This window comes from Micromonospora sp. NPDC049903 (assembly GCF_044460945.1).
Classification (GTDB): domain Bacteria; phylum Actinomycetota; class Actinomycetes; order Mycobacteriales; family Micromonosporaceae; genus Micromonospora.
The window spans coordinates 142,361-167,399 of record NZ_JBITKL010000008.1; the positions used below are offsets into that span (position 1 = coordinate 142,361).

Below are 25,039 nucleotides of genomic sequence, written 5' to 3' on the forward strand. Positions count from 1 at the left end.
ATGAGTCGATATACATAGCTTCGACATCCATTCGGGGGTTTCGTCCATGCGAGTTCTGGTCACCGGCGGGGCCGGTTTCATCGGATCCAATCTGGCCCGCGCCGCGTTGGCCGATCCCGCCGTCAAAGAGGTGACCGTCCTCGACGACCTCTCCGTCGGGCTGCCCGGCAACCTGGACGGGCTCGGCGTCGACCTGGTCGAGGGCTCCATCCTGGACCCGGTCGCCCTGGACGCCGCGATGGCGGGCCGGGAGGCGGTGGTCCACCTGGCCGCCCTGCCGAGCGTGCCCCGCTCCCTGGCGGACCCGGTCGCCTCCCACCAGGCGAACGCGACCGGCACGCTGATGGTGCTGGAGGCGGCCCGCCGGCACCACGTCGCGCACGTCGTCGTCGCCTCGTCGTCCTCGGTGTACGGCACGAACCCCGCGCTGCCCAAGGCGGAACTGACCTGGACCCGCCCGATGAGCCCCTACGCGGTGACCAAGCTGGCCGCCGAGGCGTACGCGTTGGCGTACCAGGCGTCTTTCGGCCTGCCCACGCTGGCCTTCCGGTTCTTCAACGTGTTCGGCCCGGGGCAGCGGCACGACCACGCGTACGCGGCGGTGATCCCGCGCTTCGCGCACGCCGCCCTGCGCGGTGAGCCGGTCGTGGTGCACGGTGACGGCACCCAGTCCCGCGACTTCACCTATGTCGGCACGGTCTGCGAGGTCATCCTGGACGCGCTGCGCCGCCGGGTGCAGCATCCGCACCCGGTCAACCTCGCCTTCGGTGCGCGGGCCACCCTGCTGGAGGTCGTCGGCGAGTTGGAGGGGCTGCTCGGGCGGCCGATCGTCCGCGAGTACGCCGCCCCGCGCGCCGGCGACGTGCCGCACTCGCTGGCCGACGACACCCTGCTGCGGCAGCTGTTCCCGGACGTGAACCCGGTCGACCGTCTCGACGGCCTGCGCGCCACCGTCGAGTGGATGTCCGGGCGGCGCGACGTCGCACCCGCCGGGACCCGGTGAACCGGGCGGCGAGCCGGACCGGACCGGGGCGGTCGACCGCCCCGAGCGCCCCGGTCGACACCGCGCAGAGCACGACGCCGCCCGCCGTCGACACGCCGTCCGCCGTCGAGACACATGCGGGCGCGGGTGACCGGGACCGACGCGTCACGGTCGGCATCGCCGCCGCGATGGTGGCGAAGGGGATCGGCCTGGCCGCCCCGCTCGTCGTCACCCCGGCCTGCTTCGGCTACCTCGGCGACCAGCGGTACGGCCTCTGGATGGCGGTCACCGCGCTGACCGGCATGGCCTGGTTCGCCGACCTGGGGTTGGGCAACGGGCTGCTGACCCGGTTGAGCCACCACGTCACCGACGTGCGGGCACAGGCGCGGGAGATCTCCAGCGCCTTCGCCACCCTCGGCGCGGTCGCCGTGGTGCTGGTCGTCGCGCTGGTGGCGGTCGTACCCACGGTGGGATGGGCCGGGCTGTTCGGGGTGACCGACGCGCGGGTCGCCGCGGACGCGTCCGCGATGGTGCTGCTCTGCTTCGGGGCCTTCGCCGTCAACATCCCGTTCTCGCTGATCCAGCGGATCCAGTACGCCCGGGGCCAGGTGGTGCAGAGCAACGTCTGGCAGTCGGCCGGCGCGCTGGTGGCGATGGGCGCGGTGCTCGGCGCCATCGCCGCCGGGTGGAGTCCCCTGGTGGTGATCGGCTGCGCGGTGCTGGCCGTACCGCTGACCAACCTGCTCAACACGGTGGCGTACTTCTGGTTCCAGGAGCCCGCGCTGCGGCCCGGTCCGGCCCTGGTGGACCGGGCCGCCGCCGTGGGCCTGCTCCGGCTCGGCCTCCAGTTCTTCGCGCTCACCACCATGTCGTCGATCGCGCTCAACATGGACAGCCCGCTGGTCGCGTACCTGCTCGGGCCCGCGGTGGCGGCCCACTACGCGGTGGTCGGGAAGCTGTTCGGCGTGCTGTCGATCTTCGTCGGGCTGGTCGGCATGACGATCTGGCCGGTCAACGGCACCGCCCTGGCCCGGGGCGAGGTGGCCTGGGTACGCCGTAACACCCGACGGATGGTGCTCCTCTACGGGCTGATCGTCGGGGTGGTCGGTGGTGCGCTGGTCGGCGTCGGCCCCCGGTTGGTCGAGCTGTGGGTGGGCGGCATCGACCGCGCCTCGGTGCCCGTCGCGCTCCTGGCCGGGCTGGCCGGCTGGTCCTTCCTGGTCGCCGTCACCTCCCCGTTGATCATGGTGCAGAACAGCGTCGGCCTGCTCCGGCCGCAGTTCGTCGGCTGGGCGACGTTCCTGGTGCTGGCGGCCGGGCTCAAGGTCTGGGGGCTGCGGCAGTTCGGGCTCGTCGGCCTGCCGGTCGCGGCCTGCCTCGCGTACGTGCTGACCATGTGGCCGGCGGTGTTCGTGGGCTATCGGCGGGCGCTGCGCGGCGATCGGACCCGGCCGACCGAACGAGCGAAGGAGCGCGCAGATGCCCTGGGATGATCCGGCGACGCCGGGCACCGACCGGCCCGACCGTCCGTGCCGGGTGCTGCGGATCGTCGGCGAACTCAACTTCGGCGGCACCGAGATGCGGACCGCCGAACTGCTGCCCCGGCTGGCCGCCGCCGGTGTCGAGGTGCACCTGGTGACGCTCAGCGACCGGATCGGCCCCGGCCCGCTGGCGGAGGTGGTCACCCGGCACGGTGGCACGGTCACCCCGATCGCACTGGACCGGCACTTCGTCCCGCGCCTGCTCGGGCTGCTGCGGCGGTGGCGTCCGGACGTGGTGCACGTCGACTGCGCCAACTTCTCCGGTGTACCGCTGGCACTGGCCCGGCTCTGCGGCGTACCCGTGCGGGTGGCGCACTTCCGGGGCGACGACAAGGTACGCCGCAACCTGCGGCGACGCGTCTACCGCCGGCTCTGCGGGTGGCTGCTGCGGCACAGCGCCACCGACATCCTCGGCGTCTCGCCCAGCTCGCTCACCTTCGGCTACGACCCGGCCTGGCAGGACGACCGGCGCTGCCGGGTGGTGCTCAACGGCCTCGACCTCGACCGGCTGCGGACACCCGGCCGCGACGACCTGCGGGCGCTGGTCGGCGCCGAACCGGACGCCCTCGTCTGCGTCAGCGTCGGCCGGGCCTCGCCGGAGAAGCGGCGCTGGCTGCTGCCGCCGATCCTGGCCGAGCTGCGGTCGCTGGGTGTACCGGCACACGCGGTGCTGGTCGGCCCCGGTGACGAGGCGGACGACGACGCGCGGGTCCGCGACGCCGCGCAGGCCGCCGGCCTCGCCGACCGGGTGCACCTGCTCGGCCCCCGTGACGACGTGGGTCACCTGCTCCGGCAGGCCGACGTGGTGGTGCATCCCTCCTGCCTGGAAGGGCTGCCCGGGGGAGTGCTGGAACCGGTCGCGCTGGGCGTCGGCACCGTCGCCGCCGACCTGCCCGGGGTGCGGTTCATCGAGGCGCACCTGCCCGGTGTGACGGTCGTCGGCACCGACGCGCCGCCGAGGGTCTGGGCCGAGGCGGTGCGGACCGCCGCCACGTACACCGCGACGACGACGCCGCAGGCGGCTGCCGCACGCTTCACCGACAGCGTCTTCGCCATCGACGCCGCCCTCGCCGCCCACCTCGCCATCTATCGACCACGGGAACACCCGACAGCGCAGCGGAGCCGGCAGACCGCCGGCTCGGAACGGTGACCGAGATGAACGACAGGACCCTGGTACGCGGCCCGGAGCAACGCCGCCCGGCGACCACCCGGGTACGCCCGGTCCGGCCGCTGCTCGTCGGCGCGTACGCCTTCCCGTACGGCGACGCCACCTCCAACCGGCTGCGGCAGCTCGCCCGCAGCGCCGCGCCGGAGGGGGAGCGGACCCTGGTGGTCAACGACTGGCCCTGCGAGGTCCCCTTCCCCGGTGGGTTCGGCGACCTCGACGGCATCGACCTGGTCACGCTGCGCGTCCGGGGCGGCAACCGGCTCACCCGGATGGCGGCCCGCCTGGCCCGGCCGGTACGCGTGCTGCGCGCCCTGCGCCGCCGGGGCGTGGACCGCGACGAGATCGGCGTGGTGCTGCTGCCGATGGCGATGATGACGCTCGGCAACTGGGCGGTGCTGCGGCTCGCGCTGCGCGCTCCCGTCGTGGTGGACGCCAGCGAACGCCACGACCGGCACCAGTTCGCGCACGGCTGGCTCACCCCGTACTTCGTACGGCACCGCTGGTCCACCTTCCTGACCACCCGGCTGGTGCACCGGGCCACGGCGGTCACCGGCGCGCTCGCCGACCACCTCGCCGCGTACGGCCTCGACGTGCTGGTGGTGCCGCCGCAGGTGGACTGCGCCGAGTTCGCACCGGCCCGGACACCGTCGCTCGCCGACGGGCTGCGGCTGCTCTACGCCGGCACCCCGGGCCGCAAGGACATGCTCGACGTGATCGTGCGCGGCATCAGCCGGCTCGCCCCGGCGGACCAGCGGCGGGTCAGCCTGACCATCGCGGGCGTCACCCGCGAGCAGGCCGCCACCGGATCGGACCTGGACCCGGCGCTGCTGGACGAGGTCGCCGCCGAGGTGACCTTCCTCGGTCGGGTGCCCCGCGACACCGTGCTGACGCTGCTCGGCGGCGCGCACTTCTCGATGCTGGTCCGGCCCACCGGCGGGTACGCCGCGCACGGCTTCCCGTCCAAGGTGCCGGAGAGCCTCGCCGCCGGATGCCCGGTGCTGCTCAACCACACCAGCGACCTGGCCGCCTACGTGCACGACGGCGTCGAGGGCCTGGTGCTCGACGGCAACGGCCCGGACGACGTGCGTCGCGGGATCGAGCGGGCGCTGCGCCTGCGGGACGAGGACTGGACGGCGATGAGCCGGGCGGCCCTGTCCCGGGCCCGCGAGTCGTTCGACCACCGCGCCTGGCAGGCCCGGGTCACCGCGTTCCTGACCGCCGAGCGCCGTCGCTGACCGGTGAGCCGGGCAGCCCGGCGGGTGCCCACCGACCCGGCCGGGTGCGGACGCCCTCGGTGACCCCGGCCTTCTCGTCCGGGTCGGCGGAGGGCCGGTGCAGCAGGGCGGCCACCGCGAGCCAGAACACGTACGGGTAGGGCTGCCCGGTGCCGAAGATGGCCGACTCGGTCAACTGCACCATCACCCCGCTGACCACGAGCCACACCAGGCCCGAGTTGGCCCCGCGCACCGGTGCGCGCAGCGCGCCACGCGCGGCGGCCAGCAGCAGCGCCACCAGCGGGACGACGGCGGTGAGCCCCAGCTCCAGCAGCAGTTGCAGATAGCTGTTGTGCACCACGCTGACGCCCGCGCCGAAGAACTCGTCGTAGCTGGCGAGCTCGAACAGGTGGTTGCGGGACGCGTACCCGAAGCCCAGCGTGGGTCGGTTCTGCCACCACAGGTCGACGGTGGCCTGCCACATCTCGGTGCGGCCGTTGGACAGGTCGGCACCTTCCGGGTCGGTGAAGCGCAGCACGACCCGCTGCATCCACGGCGCCGAGAAGATCACCGGCAGCAGGTGGAACAGGTGCGCCACCAGCAGTGTCGCGGCCACCGCCGAGGCGGTCCGGACCACCGGCCCGAACCCGTGCCGCAGCAGGACCCAGGCGGCACCGACCAGCACGGCGACGATGCCGGTACGCGACTGCGACAGCAGCAGACAGACGCCGGCCGGCAGCAGGCCGAGTAGCAGTACGGGCCGACGGAACTGCTGATAGACCGCCCAGCCCAGCGGGATGGCCAGAGCGCACACGATGCCGAGCATGTTCGGGTTGTTGAAGATGCCCTGGAAACGCTGGCTGCTGGCCAACCCGGCGGTCAGCACGCCGCCGGTGCCCCCGTATCCGAGGCTGACCAGGGCGGACACGCTGAGGACCAGGTACACCGTGCGCAGATCGGCAAGCATCACCCCGCGCTCGGACCACCGCCTGCGCACCAGCACGTGCACCAGGGCGGCCAACAGCACCAGTGCCACCCCACGCTGGAAGGTCTCCATCGGGACCACCGACCAGACGGTGCTGAGCGTGGCGATCCCGGCGACCGACCAGAGCGCGACGACGAGGACGCCGGTCCACGGGGCGAGCCGGACCGGGGCCCGGACCGGCCGGAACAGCCCCCACACCACCAGGCCGGCGACCGCCGCATAGCGCGGATAGAAGCTCAGCTCGACCAGGGCGGGCAGGTCCGACGAGGCACAGACCAGCAGTGCCGTGGTCAGCCCCAGCAACCACCGCCAGCCGTCCACCCGGCGGACCAGGGCGACCAGCAGGAGCAGCAGGGTCAGCAGGGTCAGCCCGATCGCGACCAGCGGGGCGTCGACCGCGACGAGGGTCGTGACCACGACCAGCCCCGCCGCCCCCGCGACGACGCCCCACTCGGCGAAACGGTTCATCACGTGCTGTCCTTCGCATCGCGGCCGCGCACCACGCGGCCGGCGGGTCGTCCCTGCGCCGTCAGACCCGGATGCCGGGCCGGTCCGCGTCGGTCCAGCGGGCCCGGGCCGCGTGCATGGCCCGGACCATCTCCGGCCAGTCCGGCGGCCGGTAGCCGGTGGCCCGGGCGAGCGCGTCGGCCCGCATCGAGCGGTCGCAGACGAACCCGTCGTCCGGCACCAGCTCGCCCGGCCACCCGTACACCTCGGCGACCAGCCGCAGCAGGTCGTGTTTGGTGATCGGTTCGGCCGCGACGTGGTAGAGCCCGGTCAGGTCCTCGCGCGGCAGCACCACGGTGCGCAGCAGCCGGGCGAACTCGACGGTCGTCACACCGGTGTAGACGGCGCGGGTGAAACCGCGTACCTGGCCCCGCTGGGCGAGGAACCAGTCCACCAGGGATCGGTGCGTGGCCAACTCGTGCCCGACGATCGAGGTACGCAGGGTGAGCGCGGACGGCCCGGCCGCCTCGCCGAGCAGTTTGGAGCGCCCGTACAGGTCAGGTGGATCGGGCAGGTCGTCCTCGGCGTAGTCGCCCCGTCGACCGGAGAAGACACAGTCGGTGCTGACGTGCACCAGCCGGGCGCCGAGGTCGGCGCAGGCGTCGGCGAGCAGGTGCGGCAGGAGCGCGTTGAGCGTGACGGTCGGCACCGCCTCCTGCACGTCCGGCCGCTGCTTGATGACGCCGACGCAGTTGATCACCACGTCCGGCCGCAGCAGGTCGAGGAAGCGGCGGACCTCGGCGAACCCGGTGGCGTCGACACCCGTGGTGATCCGGTCGCGCAGGTGCGCCGGGAACCACCCCGCGTCGTCGTCGACGCGCCGGGCCAGGCCGTGCACGTCCAGGTCGGGGTCCTCGCTCAGCTCGCGCAGGAGAGCGTGGCCGAGCATGCCGGTCACCCCGACCACGAGTACCCGCCGGGTGGCCGGGCGCGACGCGGCGTCGGCCTGGTCGCGCCGCCGGGGCACCCGTTCCGTCGCGCCGCCGCCCGCGACCGGGTCGGCACCGCGCCGCTCGGTCATGCGGGTACGACGGCGGCCGCCGCGGCCTCGAGCTGCGCCCGTACCTCGGGCAGGGTCCGCAACAGCGCCTCGATCTCCGGTACGGAGAGCCGGCGGGCGTTGTGCGAGTGGAAGTCGGCCAGCGCGCCCCGCTCGACGTTGCCCTCCTCGAAATAGAGGGCGTAGTTCAGGTCGCGGCTGTCCACCGGCACCCGGAGGAATTCCCCCAGGTCCTCGGCGTGGGCGAGTTCCTCCCGGCTGGCCAGGGTCTCGTAGAGCTTCTCCCCGTGCCGGATGCCGAGCACGTCGAACTTGGCGGGCACCCCGAACAGGTTGCACAGGGCGGTGGCCAGGTCGCCGATGGTGCAGGCGTCGGCCTTGCGGATGAACACGTCGCCCGGCTGCCCGTGGCGGAAGGCGTGCTCGACCAGGTCGACCGACTGCGCCAACGACATCAGGAAGCGGGTCATCGACGGTTCGGTGACGGTCGGCAGCGCGCCCCGGCGGATCTGCTCGATGAACAGCGGGATGACCGAGCCGCGCGAGTACATCACGTTGCCGTAGCGCACACAGCAGACCCGGGTCCGGGCCTGTGCGTTGTTCCGGGCGTGCGCCTGGGCCACCTTCTCCATCAGGGCCTTGGTCATCCCCATCGCGTTCACCGGGTAGACGGCCTTGTCGGTGCTGAGCAGCACCAGCGTCTCGACGCCGACCCGTTCGCAGGCCTCGACCACGTTCGCGCTGCCGAGCACGTTCGTGCGCAGCGCCTCCAGCGGAAAGAACTCGCAGGACGGGACCTGCTTCAGGGCGGCGGCGTGGAAGACGAACTCCATGCCCCGGGCGGCCTTGAGCACACTGTCGTAGTCGCGGACGTCACCCACGTAGTAGCGGACCCGGTCGTCGCGCAGACGGTGCCGCATCGCGTCCTGCTTGGATTCGTCGCGGCTGAGGACCCGTACCTCGGTGGCGCCGGCGTCGAGCAGCCGGGAGACCATCGTCTGGCCGAATGACCCGGTGCCGCCGGTAATCAGAAATCGCCGATCCGTTAGCGAGGAAATCACATCTGGCCCTGCCTGTTCCCAGTCGAGTGTTCCGCGATGCTGTCGGGACAGCATCCACCGGCGAACATACCGATTCACGAACTGGTCCGGGTCGGCTTTGCCGAATTAGAAAAAGAGTCTCATTCGGATTGTCGACGTAGTGGCGACAGGTGAGCGCAATTCATTCCACCGTACGGTCCGAACGGCGCGCCACGAAATGTGAAAGCGCGATCCGGTGCAGTGGAAAATGATATGCGTATCGCATGCCAAAAGTTGCTCTCCATGCGACGCACACGCGTGCCGGGGCTCCCGGCGAGGCCAGCGACCGGCGCGGAATCGCCGAGGACCCGGCGCTCCGGCGACCCTACGACCGGTGGAAGCGGCTGCTCGACGTCGTGGGCGCCCTCCTCGTCCTGGTCCTGGGCGCACCGCTGATGGCCCTGGTGGCCCTCGTGGTGCTGATCGCCCACGGTCGGCCGGTGCTGTTCCGGCACAAGCGTCCCGGCCTGCACGGCGAGCTGTTCGAGATGGTCAAGTTCCGGACCATGCGGCACCCCGACCCGGACCGGGGGCTGGTCACCGACGCGCAACGCCTGACCCGGGTCGGCCGCTGGCTGCGGGCCAGCAGCCTGGACGAACTGCCGGAGTTCTGGAACGTGCTGCGGGGCGAGATGAGCGTCGTCGGCCCCCGCCCGCACCTGGTGCAGTACCTCGACCTCTACAGCCCGGAGCAGGCCCGCCGACACGACGTACGGCCCGGCATCACCGGGCTCGCGCAGGTCCGTGGCCGCAACGCGCTGGAGTGGCAGGCCAAGTTCGCCCACGACGTCGAGTACGTCGACCGGCGCTCCCTCCTGCTGGACCTGAAGATCGTGCTGGCCACCGTCTGGGTGGTGGTCAGTCGCCAGGGCATCTCCGCGCCCGGTGCGGCCACCTGGCACGAGTTCACCGGCAATCCACCGTCGGTCGCCGAGGCGGACCCCGCGTACCGCCGATGAGCCGGGTCCTGCTGCTCGGTGCCGGCGGGTTCCTGGGACGGCACATCCGGTCCCTGCTCGCCGCGCACACCGACGTCCGGGCACCCGACCGGGTGGCCTGCGACCTGGTCCGGATCGAGTTGCCGGCGTTGATCGCACTGCTGGCCCGGGAACGGCCCGACGTGGTGGTGGCCGCCGCCGGCCGGATCGTCGGCTCCGGCTACGACTTCGTCCGCGCGCACGTGCTGGTCACCGCCAAGCTCGTCGAGGCGATGGCCGAGGCCGTGCCGGCGGCCCGACTGGTCCGGATCGGCTCGGCCGCCGAGTACGGACCCGTGCCGTACGGCCTCGCGGTGCCCGAGGAGCACCCGTGCGCGCCGGTCAACGAGTACGGGCTCAGTCACCTGACCGCGACCCGACTGGCGGAACTGGCCGGCGCGGCGGGCCGGCTCGACACGGTGGTGCTGCGGGTCTTCAACCCGGTCGGTCCGGGCATGCCACCGGGCAACGTGCTCGGTCGGGTCACCGCGCTGATCAGATCGGCCCGGGCCGCCGGGGACGACGGGATCGCGCTGGGACTGCACGACACGTACCGCGACTTCGTCGACGTGCGGGACGTGGCCTCGGCGGTCCTCGCGGCGACGCGCAGCGCGCCCACGACCGACCGCGTCGTCAACGTCGGCAGCGGCCGGGCGGTGGCCGTCCGCGACGTGGTCCGGCTGCTGGCCGAGGTGGCCGGGTTCGACGGCGGTGTCCGGGACGGCGGCTTCACCGCCGACGCCGGGCGCTCCGCCACCGTGCCGTGGATGTGCGCGGACACCACCCGCGCCGGGCGGGTGCTCGGCTGGGCACCCGCGTACGACCTGCGCGAGTCGCTGACCGCGCTGTGGCGTACCGACGGCGTCGCGTCGCCGGTACGCCCGTTGGCCACACTGGAGACGGGATGAGGCGGATGCGCATCGGCCTGCTCACGCAATGGTTCGACCCGGAGCCCGGCCCGGCCGCCCTGCCCGGGATGCTCGCCACCGCCCTCGCCGGCCGGGGCCACGAGGTGCAGGTGCTCACCGGCTTCCCCAACTACCCGACCGGGCGGCTGGCCCCCGGTTACCGGATGGCCCGCCGTCGGGACGAGACCGTCGGCGCTACCCGGATCCGGCGGGTCGCGCTCTATCCCAGCCACGACCGGTCCGCGCTGCGTCGGGTGGCCAACTACGGCTCCTTCGCGGTCTCCGCGCTGGCCTCCGGCACGCCGGTGCTGCGCGGTCTGGACGCGCTCTGGGTGGGCAACTCACCGATCAGCGTCGCCCTGCCGATGTGGTTCGCCCGGTACGCGCACCGGGTGCCGGTGCTGCTGCACGTCCTCGATCTCTGGCCGGACAGCGTGGTGGCCAGCGGCTTCCTCGGCACCGGGCGGCTGTCCCGGACCGTCGAGCGCGGCATGGCCGGCTGGTGCGGCGCGATGTACCGCAGCGCCGCCCGGGTCGCCTGCGTCTCGCCCGGCGCGGTCGACCTGCTCGCCGGGCGAGGCGTGCCCCGGGAGAAGCTGCTGCACATCCCGATGTGGGCGGACGAGTCCCCCCGGCCCCGCGCCGATGACCTGCGCGCGGAGCTGGGCCTGCGACCCGACCAGGTGGTCCTGGTGTACGCCGGTGCGCTCGGCGAGGCACAGGGGCTCGACTCGCTCGTCGACGCCTGTGCCCGGGTGACCGACTCCCGGCTGGTCTGCCTGATCGCCGGCTCCGGCACCACCGAGCAACGGCTGCGCCACCGGGCCGACGAGCTGGGCGCGGCCAACGTGCGCTTCCTCGGGCAACTGCCCCGGGAACGGATGCCCGCGTTGATGGCCACCGGCGACGCGCACTACGTCAGCCTGCGGCCCGGTGGCATGTCGGCGTACACCATGCCGAGCAAGGTGCAGGCCACGCTGGCCGCCGGACGGGCCCTGCTGGTGGCCGCCGAGGGGGACGCCGCCGACGTGGCCCGCGACAGCGGGGCCGGGATCACCGCCCGGCCCGGTGACCCCGACTCGATCGCCGCCGGGCTGCGCGAACTCTGCGACCTGGGCCGGGAGAAGCTCGACCTGCTCGGGCAGGCCGGTCGGCAGCACTACCAGCGGGTCTTCTCGGTGGCCGCCGGTGCGCAACGGGTGGAGCAGGCGCTCTCCGAGGTGGTCGACGTCCACCGACGCTGAGGGGCCGTCAGCGTGGGAGTCGTCAGGGCCGACGTCGGCGGCGTCAGGGCCAGTCGTCACCGGCGGCGAGGCGTCGGTCCAGCAGCTCCGCCAGGGGCAGCGACTCGCCGTCCCGGCCGCCCCGGCCGACCACCAGCGGCGGCGGGACCGGCGGGCAGACCGTGCCGAACAGCAGCGCACGCAGACTGTTCGGCACGGTCAGCAGATAGAAGTTCCCCCGGGTGTCCACCGCCCGCGACCGCCCCCGGTCGACGTACCAGCCGGTCAGCCCGGTGCGGTAGCGGTGCCGCCCGTCGTACGACGTCACCCGCAGCCGCTCCGGGCGCAACCCGCGCGCGGTCGCGTCGGCGGCGAAGCGGTGCACCAGCTCCGCCGCCGCGGCCTGCTCCACGGCCCGGGCGCGGGACTCGGCCTCGGCGTGCGCGTGCACCGCCCGCCGCCGCTGCTCCCGCCAGTCCTCGTCGCCCGCCATGGCGCTCACCGTACGCCGCCCACCGGGGGACGGCTCAGGCCAGTCCGGCCCGACGCAACGCCTCGGCCATCGCGTCGTTCGCCGGCCCGGCCTGACCCCGGCCCTGCCGCTGCTGCGGGCCGCCACGCTGCCCGCCCCGGTCACCGCGACCGCCGCCGCGTCCGCCCTGCCCGCCGCCGCCCTGCCCGGTACCGCCCTGCCCGCGTCCGCTCTGTCCGCCGCCGTCCCGGCCGCCCCGGTTCTCCCGGCCGGCCTGGTTCTCCGGACGGCCCGGGTTCCCCCGACCACCGCGCTCCCGCGCGCCGCCCCGACCGGCCTCCGCGTCGTCGTCCAGCCGCAGCGTCAGCGAGATGCGCTTGCGCGGTACGTCCACGTCCAGCACCTTCACCTTGACCACGTCGCCGGATTTGACCACCTCGCGCGGGTCCTTGACGAAGGTGCGCGACATCGCCGACACGTGCACCAGGCCGTCCTGGTGCACCCCGACGTCGACGAAGGCACCGAAGGCGGCCACGTTGGTGACCACGCCCTCCAGCACCATCCCCGGGGTCAGGTCGCCGATCTTCTCGACGCCCTCGACGAAGGTGGCGGTCGTGAACTCCGGACGCGGGTCCCGCCCCGGCTTCTCCAACTCGGCGATGATGTCGGTCACCGTCGGCAGACCGAACGTGTCGTCGACGAAGTCGGTGGCCCGCAGCCCGCGCAGGATGGTCGACCGGCCGATCAGCGCCCGCAGGTCCTGCCCGGTGCTGGCCAGGATCCGCCGCACCACCGGGTACGCCTCGGGGTGCACGCTGGAGGAGTCCAGCGGGTCGTCGCCGTCGGGGATACGCAGGAAGCCGGCGCACTGCTCGAACGCCTTCGGCCCGAGCCGGGGCACCTTGCGCAGGTCGGAGCGGCTGCGGAACGGCCCGTTGGCGTCCCGGTGCAGCACGATGTTCTCGGCCAGCCCGGCACCGATCCCGGAGACCCGGGTCAGCAGCGGCGCGGACGCGGTGTTCACGTCCACCCCGACGCCGTTGACGCAGTCCTCCACCACGGTGTCCAGCGACCGGGAGAGCTTCACCTCCGACAGGTCGTGCTGGTACTGCCCGACACCGATGGATCTCGGGTCGATCTTCACCAGCTCGGCGAGCGGGTCCTGCAACCGGCGGGCGATGGAGACCGCGCCGCGCAGCGACACGTCCATCCCGGGCAGCTCCTGCGCCGCGTACGCGGAGGCGGAGTAGACCGAGGCACCCGCCTCGGAGACCATCACCTTGGTCAACCCGAGCTGCGGGAAGCGCTTGATCAGGTCACCGGCGAGCTTGTCGGTCTCCCGGCTGGCCGTACCGTTGCCGATCGCCACCAGCTCCACCCGGTGCGCCCCGGCGAGCCGGGCCAGCGTCTCGATCGAGGCGTCCCACTGCCGGCGCGGCTCGTGCGGATAGATCGTGTCGGTGGCGACCACCTTGCCGGTGGCGTCCACCACGGCCACCTTCACCCCGGTCCGCAGACCCGGGTCCAGACCCATGGTGGGCCGGGCCCCGGCCGGCGCGGCCAGCAGCAGGTCGCGCAGGTTGGTGGCGAAGACCCGGACGGCCTCCTCCTCGGCCGCCTGCCACAACCGCATCCGCAGGTCGGCACCGAGGTGGATGAGGATCCGGGTACGCCACGCCCAGCGCACCGTGTCGGCCAGCCACCGGTCCGCCGGCCGCCCCTGGTCGGTGACCCCGAACCGGCCGGCGATCGCCGCCTCGTACCGGGTCGGTCCGGTGACCGTGTCGGCGTCGCCGTCGGTCTCCGGGTCCATGGTCAGGTCGAGCACACCCTCCTTCTCGCCCCGGAACATCGCCAGGATGCGGTGCGAGGGCAGCTTCGGGTACGGCTCGGCGAAGTCGAAGTAGTCGGCGAACTTCGCGCCGGCCGACTCCTGCCCCTCGCGTACCCGGGCCACCAGCCGGCCCCGCGACCACATCTGCTCGCGCAGCGTGCCGATCAGGTCGGCGTCCTCGGCGAACCGCTCGATCAGGATGGCCCGCGCCCCGTCCAGCGCGGCGGCGGCGTCGGCCACACCCTTGTCCGCGTCGACGTAGCCGGCGGCGGTCTCCCGGGGGTCCCGCGCCGGGTCGCCGAGCAGCGTGTCGGCCAGCGGCTCCAGCCCCGCCTCGCGGGCGATCTGCGCCCGGGTCCGCCGCTTGGGCTTGTACGGCAGGTAGATGTCCTCCAGGCGGGACTTCGAGTCGGCCGCCATGATCTGCGCTTCCAGGGCCTCGTCCAGCTTGCCCTGGGAACGGATCGACTCCAGCACCGCCGCCCGCCGCTCGTCCAGCTCACGCAGGTAGCGCAGCCGCTCCTCGAGCGTACGGAGCTGGGTGTCGTCGAGCAGCCCGGTGGCCTCCTTGCGGTACCGCGCGATGAACGGCACCGTGGCACCGCCGTCGAGCAGCTCCACGGCCGCGTGTACCTGGCGCTCGGCGACGCCGAGTTCCTCGGCGATGCGCTGATGAACAGAGAGGGTCACGATGTCGCTCCGCCTTCGGGTGTGGGTTCCGTGGTGCATTCTGCCGGGCTACCGTGGCGATCATGGAACCACCTGTGGAGCCGCGCGCCCGACGCCTGTTCGGCGGCAGCGCCCGGACCCTCGGCGACCTCGCGACCAGCCCGTTCCGCGCGGACCGGGACCGCATCGTCGGCTCGCCGTTCTTCACCCGCCTGGGCGGCGTCACCCAGGTGATCAGTCCCGGCGGGTCCGGGCTGCTGGTGCACAACCGGCTCACGCACAGCCTCAAGGTCGCACAGGTGGCCCGCGCGATCGCCGAACGGCTCACCGCCGACGGGTGGCAACGTGACCTGGTGGAGAAGCTGGGCGGCTGCGACCCGGACGTGGTGGAGGCCGCCGCGCTCGCCCACGACCTCGGTCACCCGCCCTTCGGGCACCTCGGCGAACGGGTGCTGGACCGGCTGGCCCGGCACCGGCTCGGCCTCACCGACGGCTTCGAGGGCAACGCCCAGTCGTACCGGATCGTCACCTCCACCGAGATCCGCGGCGCGGCCACCACCGGTCTGGACCTGACCGCGGCGGTCCGGGCGGCGATGCTGAAGTACCCGTGGACCCGGCTCGACCATCCCGACCCGCACCCGCGCCTGATGGACCCGCCGCCGCGCGGCGCCACCCCGCCGCCGGACGACCCGGACAGCGGCTCGGCGAAGTTCGGGGCGTACCGCACCGAGCTGGAGGACCTGCGGCAGGCGCGGGCGCCGTTCGCCGGGCGGATCGCCGACTGGCAGCAGACCGTCGAGGCATCGGTGATGGACACCGCCGACGACGTCGCGTACGCCATCCACGACGTGGAGGACTTCTATCGCGTCGGGGTGCTCCAGCAGGGCGCGGTCGCCGCCGAGCTGATGGCCTGGCAGCGGGAGAGCGGCAGCCTGCGGGCCATCACCGACGCGGCGTTGCAGACCTCGGCCCGCCGGCCCGGCGCGGCGATCGAGCGGCTGCGCCGCCAACTGCACCGCAAGGACGCCTGGATCGCCGACGACGACGCCTTCGCGGCGGCCGTCGAACACGTCCGGGAGGAGCTGGTCGAGGGCCTGCTGGCGGTACCCTTCGACGGCTCGATCGAAGCCGAACAGTATGTCGCCCGGTTCTCCGCCCGGTGGACCACCCGCTTCGTGGACGCGATCACGGTCGTCGAGCAGCCCGGCATGCGCTCCGGGCACGTGCTGCTGGCCCCGGCACAGTGGCACGAGGTGCAGGTGCTCAAGTTCGTCCACCACCGCTTCGTGCTGGCCCGTCCCGACCTGGCCCTGCACCAGCGGGGTCAGGCCCGACTGCTCGGCACCCTGGTCGAGGCGCTGCTGGAGTGGCTGCTCGACCCGGAGGAGGAGTCCCGCCTGCCCCGGCGGCTGCACGACCTGGTCGAGTTGGCCGAGGCGGAGCTGCACCCGCGCACCCCGGACCGGCTCGGCAAGGCGCGGGGCCGCGCCATCGTGGACTTCGTCGCCCAGCTCACCGACGGGCAGGCGGTGGCGATGCTGGACGCCCTGTCCGGCCGTTCCGGCGCCCTCTGGACCGACGCCTTCGTCCTCTGACCGTGATGCAAGGAGGGGTCCCTTCCTAACGCCTACGGCATAGGAAGGGACCCCTATTAACATCGAAGAACTCAGGCGACCGCCTGCCACCAGCCGTCCACCGGCGGCGGGTCGTCCACCACGACGCGCTCGCCGGGCCGGGGCACGGCCAGCCGGACGTCGCGTGCCTTGGCCTCGGCCCAGAGCCGGTCCACCGGCTCGGACCAGTCGTGCATGGCGAGGTTGAACGTCGCCCAGTGCACCGGCACGAACAGCCCGCCGCGCAGGTCCAGGTGGGCGGCGACACCCTCCTCCGGGAACATGTGGATTCCCGGCCAGGCCCGGTCGTACGCGCCGATCTGCACCAGCGTCGCGTCGAACGGCCCGTACTCCGCCCCGATCTCGGCGTACCCGTCGAAGTAGCCGGAGTCCCCGGTGTAGTAGACCTTCCGCTGCCGACCGGCGACCACCCACGAACTCCAGAGCGTGCCGTTGCGTCGCAGCCCCCGACCGGAGAAGTGCTGGGCGGCGGTGCAGGTGATCTCCAGGTCGGCCACCCGGTGCGTCTGCGACCAGTCGAGCTCGATCACCCGGTGTGCCGGCACCCCCCACCGGTCGAGGTGCGCGCCGACGCCGAGCGGCACCAGGAACGGCGCCGACTGCCGGGCGGTCAGCTCCCGCACGGTGGCCATGTCGAGGTGGTCGTAGTGGTCGTGGGAGATCAGGATCGCGTCGAGCTGCGGCAGTTCGTCGAGGCGTACCGGCGGCTCGTGCAGGCGACGCGGGCCGACCGCGTCGGACGGCGAGCACCTGTCGCTCCAGACGGGGTCGACCAGCACCCGGCGACCCTCGATCTCGATCAGCGTGGAGGCGTGGCCGTACCAGACGAGGTTCAGCTCGCGGGCCCGGTCGACGTCGGGCGCGGGTGCCGGACGGACCAGCGGCACGGCAGCGGTCGGCCGGCGCTGCTGCTTACCGAAGATCATCTCCCGGAACAGGTTGCTGTCCGGGTTGGGTGCCGTCCGGGTGCTCGCCCGGTTGTGGAACGTCCCGTCCCGGAACTGCGGCGACCGCTCCGCCCGCTCGGCCCGCGCCCCGGTCAGCCGGCCACCGAGCGCGGCCGGTACGCCCCGGGCCGCCCACGCCAGTCCGGCCAGTCCGGCCAGCGCGGCCACGCCGACCACCGAGCCCGCGATCCGTCGGCCGGTGACTCGTCCCGTCGGCTCCTTCGGCGTCCGCATGGTCGCCCCCCTCTGCTGATCCCCGCAGTCCACGGTAGCCCTCGCCGCCCGGTTCAGCCGTGGATGCCGGAGCCGTGCGGGGGATGCTCGCGGGCGGCCAGCCGGTCGGTCAGGTCGAGCAGCCGCCGGCCCAGCCGGGCCCGGGCCTGCACAGCGGGGTGGGTGGCCCCGAAGTCGTCCGCCTGCGGTTGGCCGGCGGCGAAGAAGACGTACGTCAGCCGGGGCGAGCCGCTCGTGTCGAAGATCACTCCGGCCTCGTGCCGGGCGTCGCGGAACCAGCCGGCCTTGGTGGCGATCCGGGCCCGCTCGGCCGACGACATGCTGCGCCGTATCCCGTCGGTGAACGCCACCGGTGAGCGCAGCAGCCGCAGCACGAACTCCGTCGACGCGGGGGAGAGCAGGGTGCCGCCGACGAGCGCCCGGAGCAGGTCGTGCGTCTCGCGGGCCGTGCTGGTCCCGAGGTGGTACCGGGGCGAGTCGGCCACCGGCTGCACCTGCGTGCGCCCGAAGCCCTTCGCCACCATGATCCGGTTGACCTCGGCGCCCGGGCAGACCAGCGCGCACAGCCGCACCGCGACGTCGTCGGAGACGGTCAGCAGATTCGCCAACGCGTGCCCCAGCGTCACCCGGCTGGGGTACGCGCCGTCCAGCCCGAAGATGCCGTCACCGGCCCGCGCGGCGATCGCGGCGGTCACCTCGACCTGCTGGTCGAGGGCGAGCCGGCCCCGGTCGACGGTGTCCAGCACCGCCGTCGCCACCGCGATCTTGTTGACGCTGTACGCCTCGACCGGCCGCTGCGCCGACTCGTCCACCGCGACCAGCGGGCCGTCCGGTCCGGCGAGACTCACGTACGCCTGCCAGTCGCCGCCGGCCCGGGCACGCTCCCGCCGGTACGCCGCCCGGACCCGTGCCGCGATCCGGCTCAGGTCGCGCTGCGGTGCATCCGGTTCGCGAATGGTCCACTCCCGTCGGCCCGGCGTCCGTCACGGACACCCTAGGCCGGGTCCGTCACGGACGCCCGGACCGACGGGACACCGGCGCGTGGCGACCGCTCACGGAGTGAGGACCGCCTTGACGCAGCCGTCCTCCTTGCGCTGGAACATCTGGTACGCCTGCGGGCCCTGGTCCAGCGGCAGCCGGTGGGTGCGCAGGTCCGAGACACCGAGCGGGTCCTCGTCGGTGAGCAGCGGGATGATCTCGTCGATCCACCGGCGTACGTGACACTGGCCCATCCGCAACTGGATGCCCCGGTCGAACATCTCCATCAGCGGCAGCGGGTCGACCTCGCCGCCGTACACGCCGGAGATGGAGACCGTGCCGCCGCGTCGGACGGCCTTCATCGCGGCCTTGAGCACCACCAGCCGGTCCACCCCGACCTTGTCGATCATCGGATCGGCCAGCTTGTCCGGGAGGATCCCGGCGGCGGCCTGCGCGAACTTGCCCAGCGGAGCGCCGTGCGCCTCCATGCCCACCGCGTCGATCACCGCGTCCGGGCCGCGCCCGTCCACCATCTCGATCAGGGCGCCGGGTACGTCGTCGAGCTGGGACACGTCGAGCACCTCCACCCCGTGCCGGCGGGCCATCTCCAGCCGCTCCGGCACCAGGTCCAGCCCGATCACCCGCTCGGCACCGAGCTGGCGGCCGACCCGGGCGCAGAACTGCCCCACCGGGCCGAGACCGAAGACGGCCAGCGTGCCCCCGGGCGGCGTGTCCGCGTACCGGACGGCCTGCCAGGCGGTGGGCAGGATGTCGGACAGATAGAGCCAGCGCTCGTCCGGTCCGTGGTCCGGCACCGTGATCGGGCCGAAGTCGGCGTGCGGCACCCGCAGGTACTCCGCCTGCCCACCGGGCACCGAGCCGTACAGGGAGGTGTAGCCGAACAGTGCGGCACCCTTGCCCTCGGCGGTCACCTGGGTGGTCTCACACTGGGCGTACAACTGGCGCTGGCACATCCAGCACGACCCGCAGGCGATGTTGAACGGCACCACCACCCGGTCGCCGGGCTTGAGCCGGGTCACCCCCGACCCGACCTCCTCGACGATGCCCATCGGCTCGTGCCCCAACACGTCACCCTGCTTCAGGTACGGCCCCAGCACCTCGTACAGGTGCAGGTCCGAGCCGCAGATGGCGGTGGAGGTGATCCGTACGATCGCGTCGGTCGGTGCCTCGATCCTCGGGTCGGGCACGGTCTCCACCCGTACGTCCCGCTTGCCCTGCCACGTCAACGCCCGCATGTCCGTACCCCCTGAATGGTCGCCTGACTGGCTGCTACCCCACCCGGCCCGCTTCAACCGACCCGCCCCCGCGCTCCCGACCCCCGAGTTTCCGGCCTCCGTGTTCTCGGCCTCCCGCGCTCCGGGCCTCCCGCGCTCCGGGCCTTCCGCGCTCCGGGCCTCCCGCGCTCCGGGCCTCCGCGCTCCTGGCCCCGCGCTCCCGGCCCCCTGTTCCGGGCCTCTGGGCTTCGTGCCTCCGCGCTCCCGGCCGCCGCCCTCGCCGCCCCGCTCGCCGCGATTAGTGGCACCCGAAAGAGACGCGGTCCCGTCCGTGTCTCCGGGACCCGCCCAGCCCTCAGCCCCAGCGCCGCTCCCGCTCGGTGAGCAACGTGTCTCCACCCCTCGCGGCTCATCATGATCCGCACAACTTCATGGAAACTGCTGCCTCAGACGCCCACGGAGACAGCAACATCATTATTGAAGTTGCGCGGATCTTGCCCGTTTAGGCGTGAGCGCACCCCCCACACGCTCACGCCCACGCCGACGCCCACGCTGATCAAGGAACGCCGATCATGGAGTTGTGGCGCCGGAAAAGCGCTCTCAATCGCCACAAAACCACAGCCGCAACTCCATGATCGACGGAGCTGCGGCTGCGGCTGCCGTGGTGTGGTGGGGCGGGCTGGGGCGGAGGCCGGGACGGGCTGGGTATGCGAACGGCCGCCGTGCCTGGTGGCAGGGCGGCCGTTCGACGTGGCCAGGTGCGGGGTCGGGCCCCACAGGTCAGGTGCCGGAGGTTGGGCCCCGGTGGCCGGGTCCCGGTGGCCTGGTCCCGACGGTCTGGTGCCGGGGTCTGGTGCCGGGGGTCAGGTGCCGGGGGTCAGGTGCCGGGGGTGTCGCTCCGCTTGGTGGTGGCGGCCAGGTAGTCGCGGTTCAGGCGGCCGATGGTGGTCAGCGGGATGCCCTTCGGGCAGACCACGGTGCACTCGCCCGCGTTGGTGCAGCCGCCGAAGCCGGCCTCGTCGTGCGCGTCGACCATGCCGATGACCCGGGTGTACCGCTCGGGCTGGCCCTGGGGGAGCAGCGAGAGCTGGGTGACCTTGGCGGCGGTGAAGAGCATGCCGGAGCCGTTGGGGCAGGCGGCCACGCAGGCGCCGCAGCCGATGCAGGCGGCCGACTCGAAGGCGGCGTCGGCGTCGGCCTTGGCCACCGGGACCGAGTGGGCCTCCGGCGCGCTGCCGGTGGGGGCGGTGATGTACCCACCGGCGGCGATGATGTTGTCGAACGAGTTGCGGTTGACCACCAGGTCCTTGATGACCGGGAAGGCCCGGGCCCGCCACGGCTCGATGTCGATGGTCTCGCCGTCGGAGAACTGTCGCATGTGGAGCTGGCAGGCGGTGGTGCCGCGCTGCGGCCCGTGCGCGTCGCCGTTGATCATCAGGCCGCACATGCCGCAGATGCCCTCGCGGCAGTCGTGGTCGAAGGCGACCGGCTCCTCGCCGGAGAGGATGAGCCGCTCGTTGAGGACGTCGAGCATCTCCAGGAAGGACATGTCCGGGGAGACGTCCTCGACCTGGTAGGTCACCATCCGCCCCTTGTCCTGGGGGCTGGACTGACGCCAGATGCGCAGGGTCAGGTTCACTTGTAGCTCCGCTGCGTGGGGTGGACGTATTCGAAGTTCAGGTCTTCCTTGTGCAGCACCGACGGCTGCCCGGTGGCGGTGAACTCCCAGGCGGCGACGTACGCGAAGTGCTCGTCGTCGCGCTGGGCCTCACCGTCGGGAGTCTGGTGCTCGGCACGGAAGTGACCGCCGCAGGACTCCTCCCGGTGCAGGGCGTCGATGCACATCAGCTCGGCCAGCTCGAAGAAGTCGGCGACGCGGCCGGCCTTCTCCAGCGACTGGTTCAGCCCCTCGCCGTCGCCGGGCACCCGTACCCGCTGCCAGAACTGGTCCCGCAGCGCGCGGATCTCGTCGATCGCCTTGCGCAGCCCGGCCTCGGAGCGCTCCATGCCGCAGTGCTCCCACATGATCTGGCCGAGCTCACGGTGGAACGAGTCCACCGTGCGGTCGCCGTCGATCGCGAGCAGCCGCTGGATCCGGTCCTCGACGTCGCGCCGCGCCTCGACGGCCGCCGGGTGGCTGCCGTCGACCTGCTCGAACGGGCCGGCGGCCAGGTAGTTGGCGACCGTGTTCGGCAGCACGAAGTAGCCGTCGGCCAGCCCCTGCATCAGCGCCGAGGCACCGAGCCGGTTCGCGCCGTGGTCGGAGAAGTTCGCCTCGCCGATCACGAACAGGCCGGGGATGGTGGACTGGAGGTCGTAGTCGACCCAGAGGCCGCCCATCGTGTAGTGCACGGCGGGGTAGATGCGCATCGGGACCTCGTACGGGTCCTCGCCGGTGATCCGCTCGTACATCTCGAAGAGGTTGCCGTACTTGGCCTCGATGGCCTTGCGGCCCAGACGCGTGATGGCGTCGGAGAAGTCCAGGTAGACGCCGAGCTTCGTCGGGCCCACCCCACGGCCCTCGTCACAGACGTACTTCGCGGCCCGGGAGGCGATGTCCCGGGGCACCAGGTTGCCGAAGCTGGGGTAGATCCGCTCCAGGTAGTAGTCCCGCTCGTTCTCCGGGATGTCCTTCGGGTTGCGGTCGTCGCCCTTGGTCTTGGGCACCCACACCCGGCCGTCGTTGCGCAGCGACTCGCTCATCAGGGTCAGCTTCGACTGGTGGTCGCCGGAGACCGGGATGCAGGTCGGGTGGATCTGGGTATAGCAGGGGTTGGCGAAGTACGCGCCCTTGCGGTGCGCCCGCCAGGTGGCGGTGACGTTGCAGCCCTTGGCGTTGGTGGAGAGGTAGAAGACGTTGCCGTAGCCGCCGGAGGCGAGCACCACCGCGTCGGCGAACTCGGTGCTGATCTCGCCGGTGACCATGTCCCGGACGACGATGCCGCGCGCCTTGCCGTCGATGATGATCAGCTCCAGCATCTCGTGCCGGGCGTTCATCTCCACGTTGCCGAGGCCGATCTGCCGCTCCAACGCCTGGTACGCGCCGAGCAGCAACTGCTGGCCCGTCTGGCCCCGGGCGTAGAAGGTGCGCTGCACCTGGGCGCCACCGAAGGAGCGGGTGTCCAGCAGACCGCCGTACTCGCGGGCGAACGGGACGCCCTGGGCGACGCACTGGTCGATGATGTTCACCGACATCTCGGCCAGCCGGTGCACGTTCGACTCGCGGGAGCGGAAGTCACCGCCTTTGACGGTGTCGTAGAAGAGCCGGTGCACCGAGTCGCCGTCGTTGCGGTAGTTCTTGGCGGCGTTGATGCCACCCTGCGCGGCGATCGAGTGGGCCCGGCGCGGGCTGTCCTGGTAGCAGTACGACTTGACCCGGTAGCCCTGCTCGCCCAGCGTGGCGGCGGCGGCACCGCCGGCCAGGCCGGTGCCGACCACGATCACGGTCATCTTGCGCCGGTTGGCCGGGTTGACCAGCTTGGCCTCGAAGCGGCGGCGATCCCAGCGGGTCTCGATCGGCCCGTCGGGAGCCCGGGTGTCGGCGATCGGGTCGCCCTCGGTGAACAGATCCATGGTCAGGACACCAATCCGGTGAGTACGGCGAACGGGACCAGGAGGTAGCCGGCGCAGAGCACGACGGCGAAGGTCAACGCCACCAGGCGGGCCCGCTGCTCGCCTCGGGGGGTCTGCTGCCCGAGGCTGCGCAGCGCGCTGAAGATGCCGTGCCGCAGGTGGAAGCCGAGCGCGACGATCGCCAGCGTGTAGAAGAGCGTGACGTACCAGCGCGCGGGCGCGAAGTCGGCCACCACGTTGGCGTACGGCCGGGACGGGTCACCGACCGGGTTCAGCGTGCCGGTGGTCAGGTCCAGGATGTGATAGATCACGAAGAGCAGGATGATCACACCGCCCCAGCGCATGGTGCGGGCGGCGTAGCTGCCCCGGACCTTCTTGCGGTGGGCGTAACGCACCGGGCGGGCGGCGCGGGCGCGCAGCGCGAGGACCGTGGCCGCCCAGATGTGGCCGAGCACCGAGACCAGCAGGCCGATCCGCATGATCCAGAGGAACCAGGCGTGCGGCAGCACCGGTCCGCCGATGTCGCGCAGCCAGTGCGCGTAGTCGTTGAACGACGTGTCGCCCGCGAAGACCTTGAGATTGCCCAGCATGTGCGCGATGAGGAAGAGCACCAGGAAGATGCCCGTCACCGCCATGACCGCCTTCAGTCCGACATTGGATCGGATGGGCGACCGCGTTCTCGTCGTGACTACCACGAGCCCGACGCTAGGAGCACTTTGATCAGTCGTCCAATGCATCGACACCGCAGTCTTGATAGCCATAAGCTATGTAGATGCAGCTCCATCAGCTGAAGTACTTCGTAGCGGTGGCAGAAGTACGACATTTCACCCAGGCAGCCGACATCGTCGGCATAACTCAGCCCTCGTTGAGTAAGCAAATTCACGCCCTGGAGGACAGCCTCGGTGCCCCGCTGTTCGAGCGGGTAAGGGGGAACATCACGCTCACCGCCGCCGGGGAGGTGCTGCTGCCGCTGGCCAAGCGGATCCTGGCCGACGTCGACACGGCCACCCGCGAGGTGCAGGAACTGGTCGGCCTGCGGCGGGGCCGGGTACGCCTCGGCGCCACCCCCAGCCTGGCCACCTCGCTGGCCCCGCCGGTGCTGCGCCTGTTCCGCGACGCGCACCCCACCATCGACCTGCGGGTGGAGGAGGGTGGCTCACAGGACCTGGTCCGGGACCTGCTCCGCGGCGACCTCGACCTGGCGTTGATCATCATGCCGGCCCAGGGCACCGACCCCGGGCTGCGCGCCGACCCGATCCTGCGGGAGAGCCTGGTGGTCGCCTCCGTCGACCCGCTGCCGACCGCCTCGACCGGTGGTGACCTGCGCATCACCGACCTGCGCGACCAGCCGCTGGTGATGTTCCGCGAGGGCTACGACCTGCGCGACGCCACCCTCCAGGCGTGCCGCGCCGCCGGGTTCGAGCCGACGCTCTCCGTCGACGGCGGCGAGATGGACGCCGTCCTCAGCTTCGTCGAGGCCGGGCTGGGCGTCGCCCTGGTCCCCGGCATCGTGGTGGCCCGGCGGCCCGGCATCCGGGTCACCCGGCTCGCGCCCCCCGGGGTCCGCCGCACCATCGCGGTGGCCCGCCGCCGCGACGTGGTGCCCACCCACGCCGGCCGCGAACTCCGCCGCATCCTGCTGGAGTACGTGCACACCGCCACCGCCGACGCGCAACTCCCGCCCGGCGTGGAACCGCTGGCCTAGTGCGGTGTCCAGGAACGTTGGCGGTGTCGCGGCGAGGTCCAGGCGGTGGTCCGGCAAGGCGGAGTGGGGGGGGGGGGGGGGGGGGGGGGGGGGGGGGGGGCCCCCCCCCCCCCCCCCCCGCCGCCCACCCGGTCGGGTTGCGCCCACTGGGGCTGGTCACGGTCGGCGACTGCG

Annotated in this window: 20 protein-coding genes; 9 read left to right on the plus strand and 11 right to left on the minus strand. The window is 72.6% G+C overall.

The window, feature by feature from the left end; all coding sequences use genetic code 11:
* Positions 1-46 precede the first annotated feature (46 nt).
* From ACIBO1_RS15640 to ACIBO1_RS15655, 4 genes are read left to right on the plus strand one after another with little or no spacing between them, the layout of a single operon-like run.
* On the plus strand, positions 47-1,003 hold the full coding sequence (locus ACIBO1_RS15640) for an NAD-dependent epimerase/dehydratase family protein (RefSeq protein WP_396746441.1): 957 nt from the start codon (positions 47-49) through the stop codon (positions 1,001-1,003).
* Positions 1,000-2,475 (plus strand): lipopolysaccharide biosynthesis protein, encoded by a 1,476-nt coding sequence (locus ACIBO1_RS15645; protein WP_396746444.1) that lies wholly within the window; start codon positions 1,000-1,002, stop codon positions 2,473-2,475. Before ACIBO1_RS15640 ends, ACIBO1_RS15645 begins: the two co-directional genes overlap by 4 nt.
* Positions 2,462-3,673, plus strand: a complete 1,212-nt coding sequence (locus ACIBO1_RS15650; protein WP_396746447.1) for a glycosyltransferase — start codon at positions 2,462-2,464, stop codon at positions 3,671-3,673. Before ACIBO1_RS15645 ends, ACIBO1_RS15650 begins: the two co-directional genes overlap by 14 nt.
* Before the next feature lie 5 nt (positions 3,674-3,678).
* The gene (locus ACIBO1_RS15655; RefSeq protein WP_396746450.1) at positions 3,679-4,926 is read left to right on the plus strand and encodes a glycosyltransferase; all 1,248 of its coding nucleotides are present in this window, start codon (positions 3,679-3,681) and stop codon (positions 4,924-4,926) included.
* Here ACIBO1_RS15655 and ACIBO1_RS15660 read toward each other — a convergent pair.
* From ACIBO1_RS15660 to ACIBO1_RS15670, 3 genes are all read right to left on the minus strand, one after another.
* Positions 4,892-6,358, minus strand: a complete 1,467-nt coding sequence (locus ACIBO1_RS15660) for an O-antigen ligase family protein (RefSeq protein ID WP_396746739.1) — start codon at positions 6,356-6,358, stop codon at positions 4,892-4,894. The genes ACIBO1_RS15655 and ACIBO1_RS15660 overlap by 35 nt on opposite strands.
* 61 nt (positions 6,359-6,419) lie before the next feature.
* Entirely contained in the window at positions 6,420-7,418 is a 999-nt protein-coding gene (locus ACIBO1_RS15665) for a dTDP-4-dehydrorhamnose reductase family protein (RefSeq protein ID WP_396746453.1), read from the minus strand.
* Entirely contained in the window at positions 7,415-8,458 is a 1,044-nt protein-coding gene (locus ACIBO1_RS15670; RefSeq protein WP_396746456.1) for a polysaccharide biosynthesis protein, read from the minus strand. Before ACIBO1_RS15670 ends, ACIBO1_RS15665 begins: the two co-directional genes overlap by 4 nt.
* 242 nt (positions 8,459-8,700) lie before the next feature.
* Between ACIBO1_RS15670 and ACIBO1_RS15675 the strand changes: the two genes are divergently transcribed.
* From ACIBO1_RS15675 to ACIBO1_RS15685, 3 genes are read left to right on the plus strand one after another with little or no spacing between them, the layout of a single operon-like run.
* Positions 8,701-9,435, plus strand: a complete 735-nt coding sequence (locus ACIBO1_RS15675) for a sugar transferase (RefSeq protein ID WP_396746459.1) — start codon at positions 8,701-8,703, stop codon at positions 9,433-9,435.
* The gene (locus ACIBO1_RS15680; protein ID WP_396746462.1) at positions 9,432-10,361 is read left to right on the plus strand and encodes an NAD-dependent epimerase/dehydratase family protein; all 930 of its coding nucleotides are present in this window, start codon (positions 9,432-9,434) and stop codon (positions 10,359-10,361) included. Before ACIBO1_RS15675 ends, ACIBO1_RS15680 begins: the two co-directional genes overlap by 4 nt.
* The gene (locus tag ACIBO1_RS15685; RefSeq protein WP_396746465.1) at positions 10,358-11,605 is read left to right on the plus strand and encodes a glycosyltransferase family 4 protein; all 1,248 of its coding nucleotides are present in this window, start codon (positions 10,358-10,360) and stop codon (positions 11,603-11,605) included. The genes ACIBO1_RS15680 and ACIBO1_RS15685 overlap by 4 nt, the downstream gene beginning before the upstream one ends.
* 43 nt (positions 11,606-11,648) lie before the next feature.
* Here the strand turns inward: ACIBO1_RS15685 and ACIBO1_RS15690 are convergent, their stop codons facing one another.
* The gene (locus ACIBO1_RS15690) at positions 11,649-12,077 is read right to left on the minus strand and encodes a hypothetical protein (RefSeq protein ID WP_396746467.1); all 429 of its coding nucleotides are present in this window, start codon (positions 12,075-12,077) and stop codon (positions 11,649-11,651) included.
* A gap of 34 nt (positions 12,078-12,111) precedes the next feature.
* The gene (locus ACIBO1_RS15695; protein ID WP_396746470.1) at positions 12,112-14,580 is read right to left on the minus strand and encodes a Tex family protein; all 2,469 of its coding nucleotides are present in this window, start codon (positions 14,578-14,580) and stop codon (positions 12,112-12,114) included.
* 62 nt (positions 14,581-14,642) lie between these two features.
* On the opposite strand from ACIBO1_RS15695, the gene ACIBO1_RS15700 reads away from it, so the two are divergent.
* On the plus strand, positions 14,643-16,154 hold the full coding sequence (locus tag ACIBO1_RS15700; RefSeq protein WP_350695220.1) for a dGTP triphosphohydrolase: 1,512 nt from the start codon (positions 14,643-14,645) through the stop codon (positions 16,152-16,154).
* A 71-nt stretch (positions 16,155-16,225) separates the two neighbouring features.
* On the opposite strand, the gene ACIBO1_RS15705 is transcribed toward ACIBO1_RS15700, so the two are convergent.
* The 6 genes from ACIBO1_RS15705 to ACIBO1_RS15730 all read right to left on the minus strand — a co-directional run bounded on the left by ACIBO1_RS15705 (position 16,226) and on the right by ACIBO1_RS15730 (position 23,855).
* Positions 16,226-17,374 (minus strand): MBL fold metallo-hydrolase, encoded by a 1,149-nt coding sequence (locus tag ACIBO1_RS15705; RefSeq protein WP_396746474.1) that lies wholly within the window; start codon positions 17,372-17,374, stop codon positions 16,226-16,228.
* Positions 17,375-17,427: 53 nt separating this feature from the next.
* The gene (locus tag ACIBO1_RS15710; protein ID WP_396746477.1) at positions 17,428-18,222 is read right to left on the minus strand and encodes a serine hydrolase; all 795 of its coding nucleotides are present in this window, start codon (positions 18,220-18,222) and stop codon (positions 17,428-17,430) included.
* A 204-nt stretch (positions 18,223-18,426) separates the two neighbouring features.
* A complete protein-coding gene (locus tag ACIBO1_RS15715) occupies positions 18,427-19,608 on the minus strand; it encodes a zinc-dependent alcohol dehydrogenase (RefSeq protein WP_396746480.1) in 1,182 nt (393 codons plus the stop codon).
* Positions 19,609-20,464: 856 nt separating this feature from the next.
* Positions 20,465-21,226 (minus strand): succinate dehydrogenase/fumarate reductase iron-sulfur subunit, encoded by a 762-nt coding sequence (locus ACIBO1_RS15720; RefSeq protein WP_350695215.1) that lies wholly within the window; start codon positions 21,224-21,226, stop codon positions 20,465-20,467.
* Complete coding sequence (locus tag ACIBO1_RS15725) at positions 21,223-23,160, minus strand: fumarate reductase/succinate dehydrogenase flavoprotein subunit (RefSeq protein ID WP_396746483.1); 1,938 nt, start codon at positions 23,158-23,160, stop codon at positions 21,223-21,225. Before ACIBO1_RS15725 ends, ACIBO1_RS15720 begins: the two co-directional genes overlap by 4 nt.
* Positions 23,161-23,162: 2 nt before the next feature.
* Positions 23,163-23,855: a succinate dehydrogenase cytochrome b subunit gene (locus tag ACIBO1_RS15730; RefSeq protein WP_396746486.1), complete on the minus strand. Its 693-nt coding sequence runs from the start codon at positions 23,853-23,855 to the stop codon at positions 23,163-23,165.
* Between the two features lie 77 nt (positions 23,856-23,932).
* Between ACIBO1_RS15730 and ACIBO1_RS15735 the strand changes: the two genes are divergently transcribed.
* Positions 23,933-24,865 (plus strand): LysR family transcriptional regulator, encoded by a 933-nt coding sequence (locus tag ACIBO1_RS15735; protein WP_396746489.1) that lies wholly within the window; start codon positions 23,933-23,935, stop codon positions 24,863-24,865.
* The last annotated feature ends 174 nt before the right edge of the window (positions 24,866-25,039 follow it).

Bases quoted from the DNA above. Each gene is read 5' to 3' on its own strand.
- ACIBO1_RS15640 (WP_396746441.1), top strand. From the start codon at position 47: ATGCGAGTTCTGGTCACCGGCGGGGCCGGTTTCATCGGATCCAATCTG.
- ACIBO1_RS15650 (WP_396746447.1), top strand. From the start codon at position 2,462: ATGCCCTGGGATGATCCGGCGACGCCGGGCACCGACCGGCCCGACCGT.
- ACIBO1_RS15655 (WP_396746450.1), top strand. From the start codon at position 3,679: ATGAACGACAGGACCCTGGTACGCGGCCCGGAGCAACGCCGCCCGGCG.
- ACIBO1_RS15660 (WP_396746739.1), bottom strand. From the start codon at position 6,358: ATGAACCGTTTCGCCGAGTGGGGCGTCGTCGCGGGGGCGGCGGGGCTG.
- ACIBO1_RS15665 (WP_396746453.1), bottom strand. From the start codon at position 7,418: ATGACCGAGCGGCGCGGTGCCGACCCGGTCGCGGGCGGCGGCGCGACG.
- ACIBO1_RS15675 (WP_396746459.1), top strand. From the start codon at position 8,701: ATGCCAAAAGTTGCTCTCCATGCGACGCACACGCGTGCCGGGGCTCCC.
- ACIBO1_RS15680 (WP_396746462.1), top strand. From the start codon at position 9,432: ATGAGCCGGGTCCTGCTGCTCGGTGCCGGCGGGTTCCTGGGACGGCAC.
- ACIBO1_RS15685 (WP_396746465.1), top strand. From the start codon at position 10,358: ATGAGGCGGATGCGCATCGGCCTGCTCACGCAATGGTTCGACCCGGAG.
- ACIBO1_RS15690 (WP_396746467.1), bottom strand. From the start codon at position 12,077: ATGGCGGGCGACGAGGACTGGCGGGAGCAGCGGCGGCGGGCGGTGCAC.
- ACIBO1_RS15700 (WP_350695220.1), top strand. From the start codon at position 14,643: ATGGAACCACCTGTGGAGCCGCGCGCCCGACGCCTGTTCGGCGGCAGC.
- ACIBO1_RS15705 (WP_396746474.1), bottom strand. From the start codon at position 17,374: ATGCGGACGCCGAAGGAGCCGACGGGACGAGTCACCGGCCGACGGATC.
- ACIBO1_RS15715 (WP_396746480.1), bottom strand. From the start codon at position 19,608: ATGCGGGCGTTGACGTGGCAGGGCAAGCGGGACGTACGGGTGGAGACC.
- ACIBO1_RS15725 (WP_396746483.1), bottom strand. From the start codon at position 23,160: ATGGATCTGTTCACCGAGGGCGACCCGATCGCCGACACCCGGGCTCCC.
- ACIBO1_RS15735 (WP_396746489.1), top strand. From the start codon at position 23,933: ATGCAGCTCCATCAGCTGAAGTACTTCGTAGCGGTGGCAGAAGTACGA.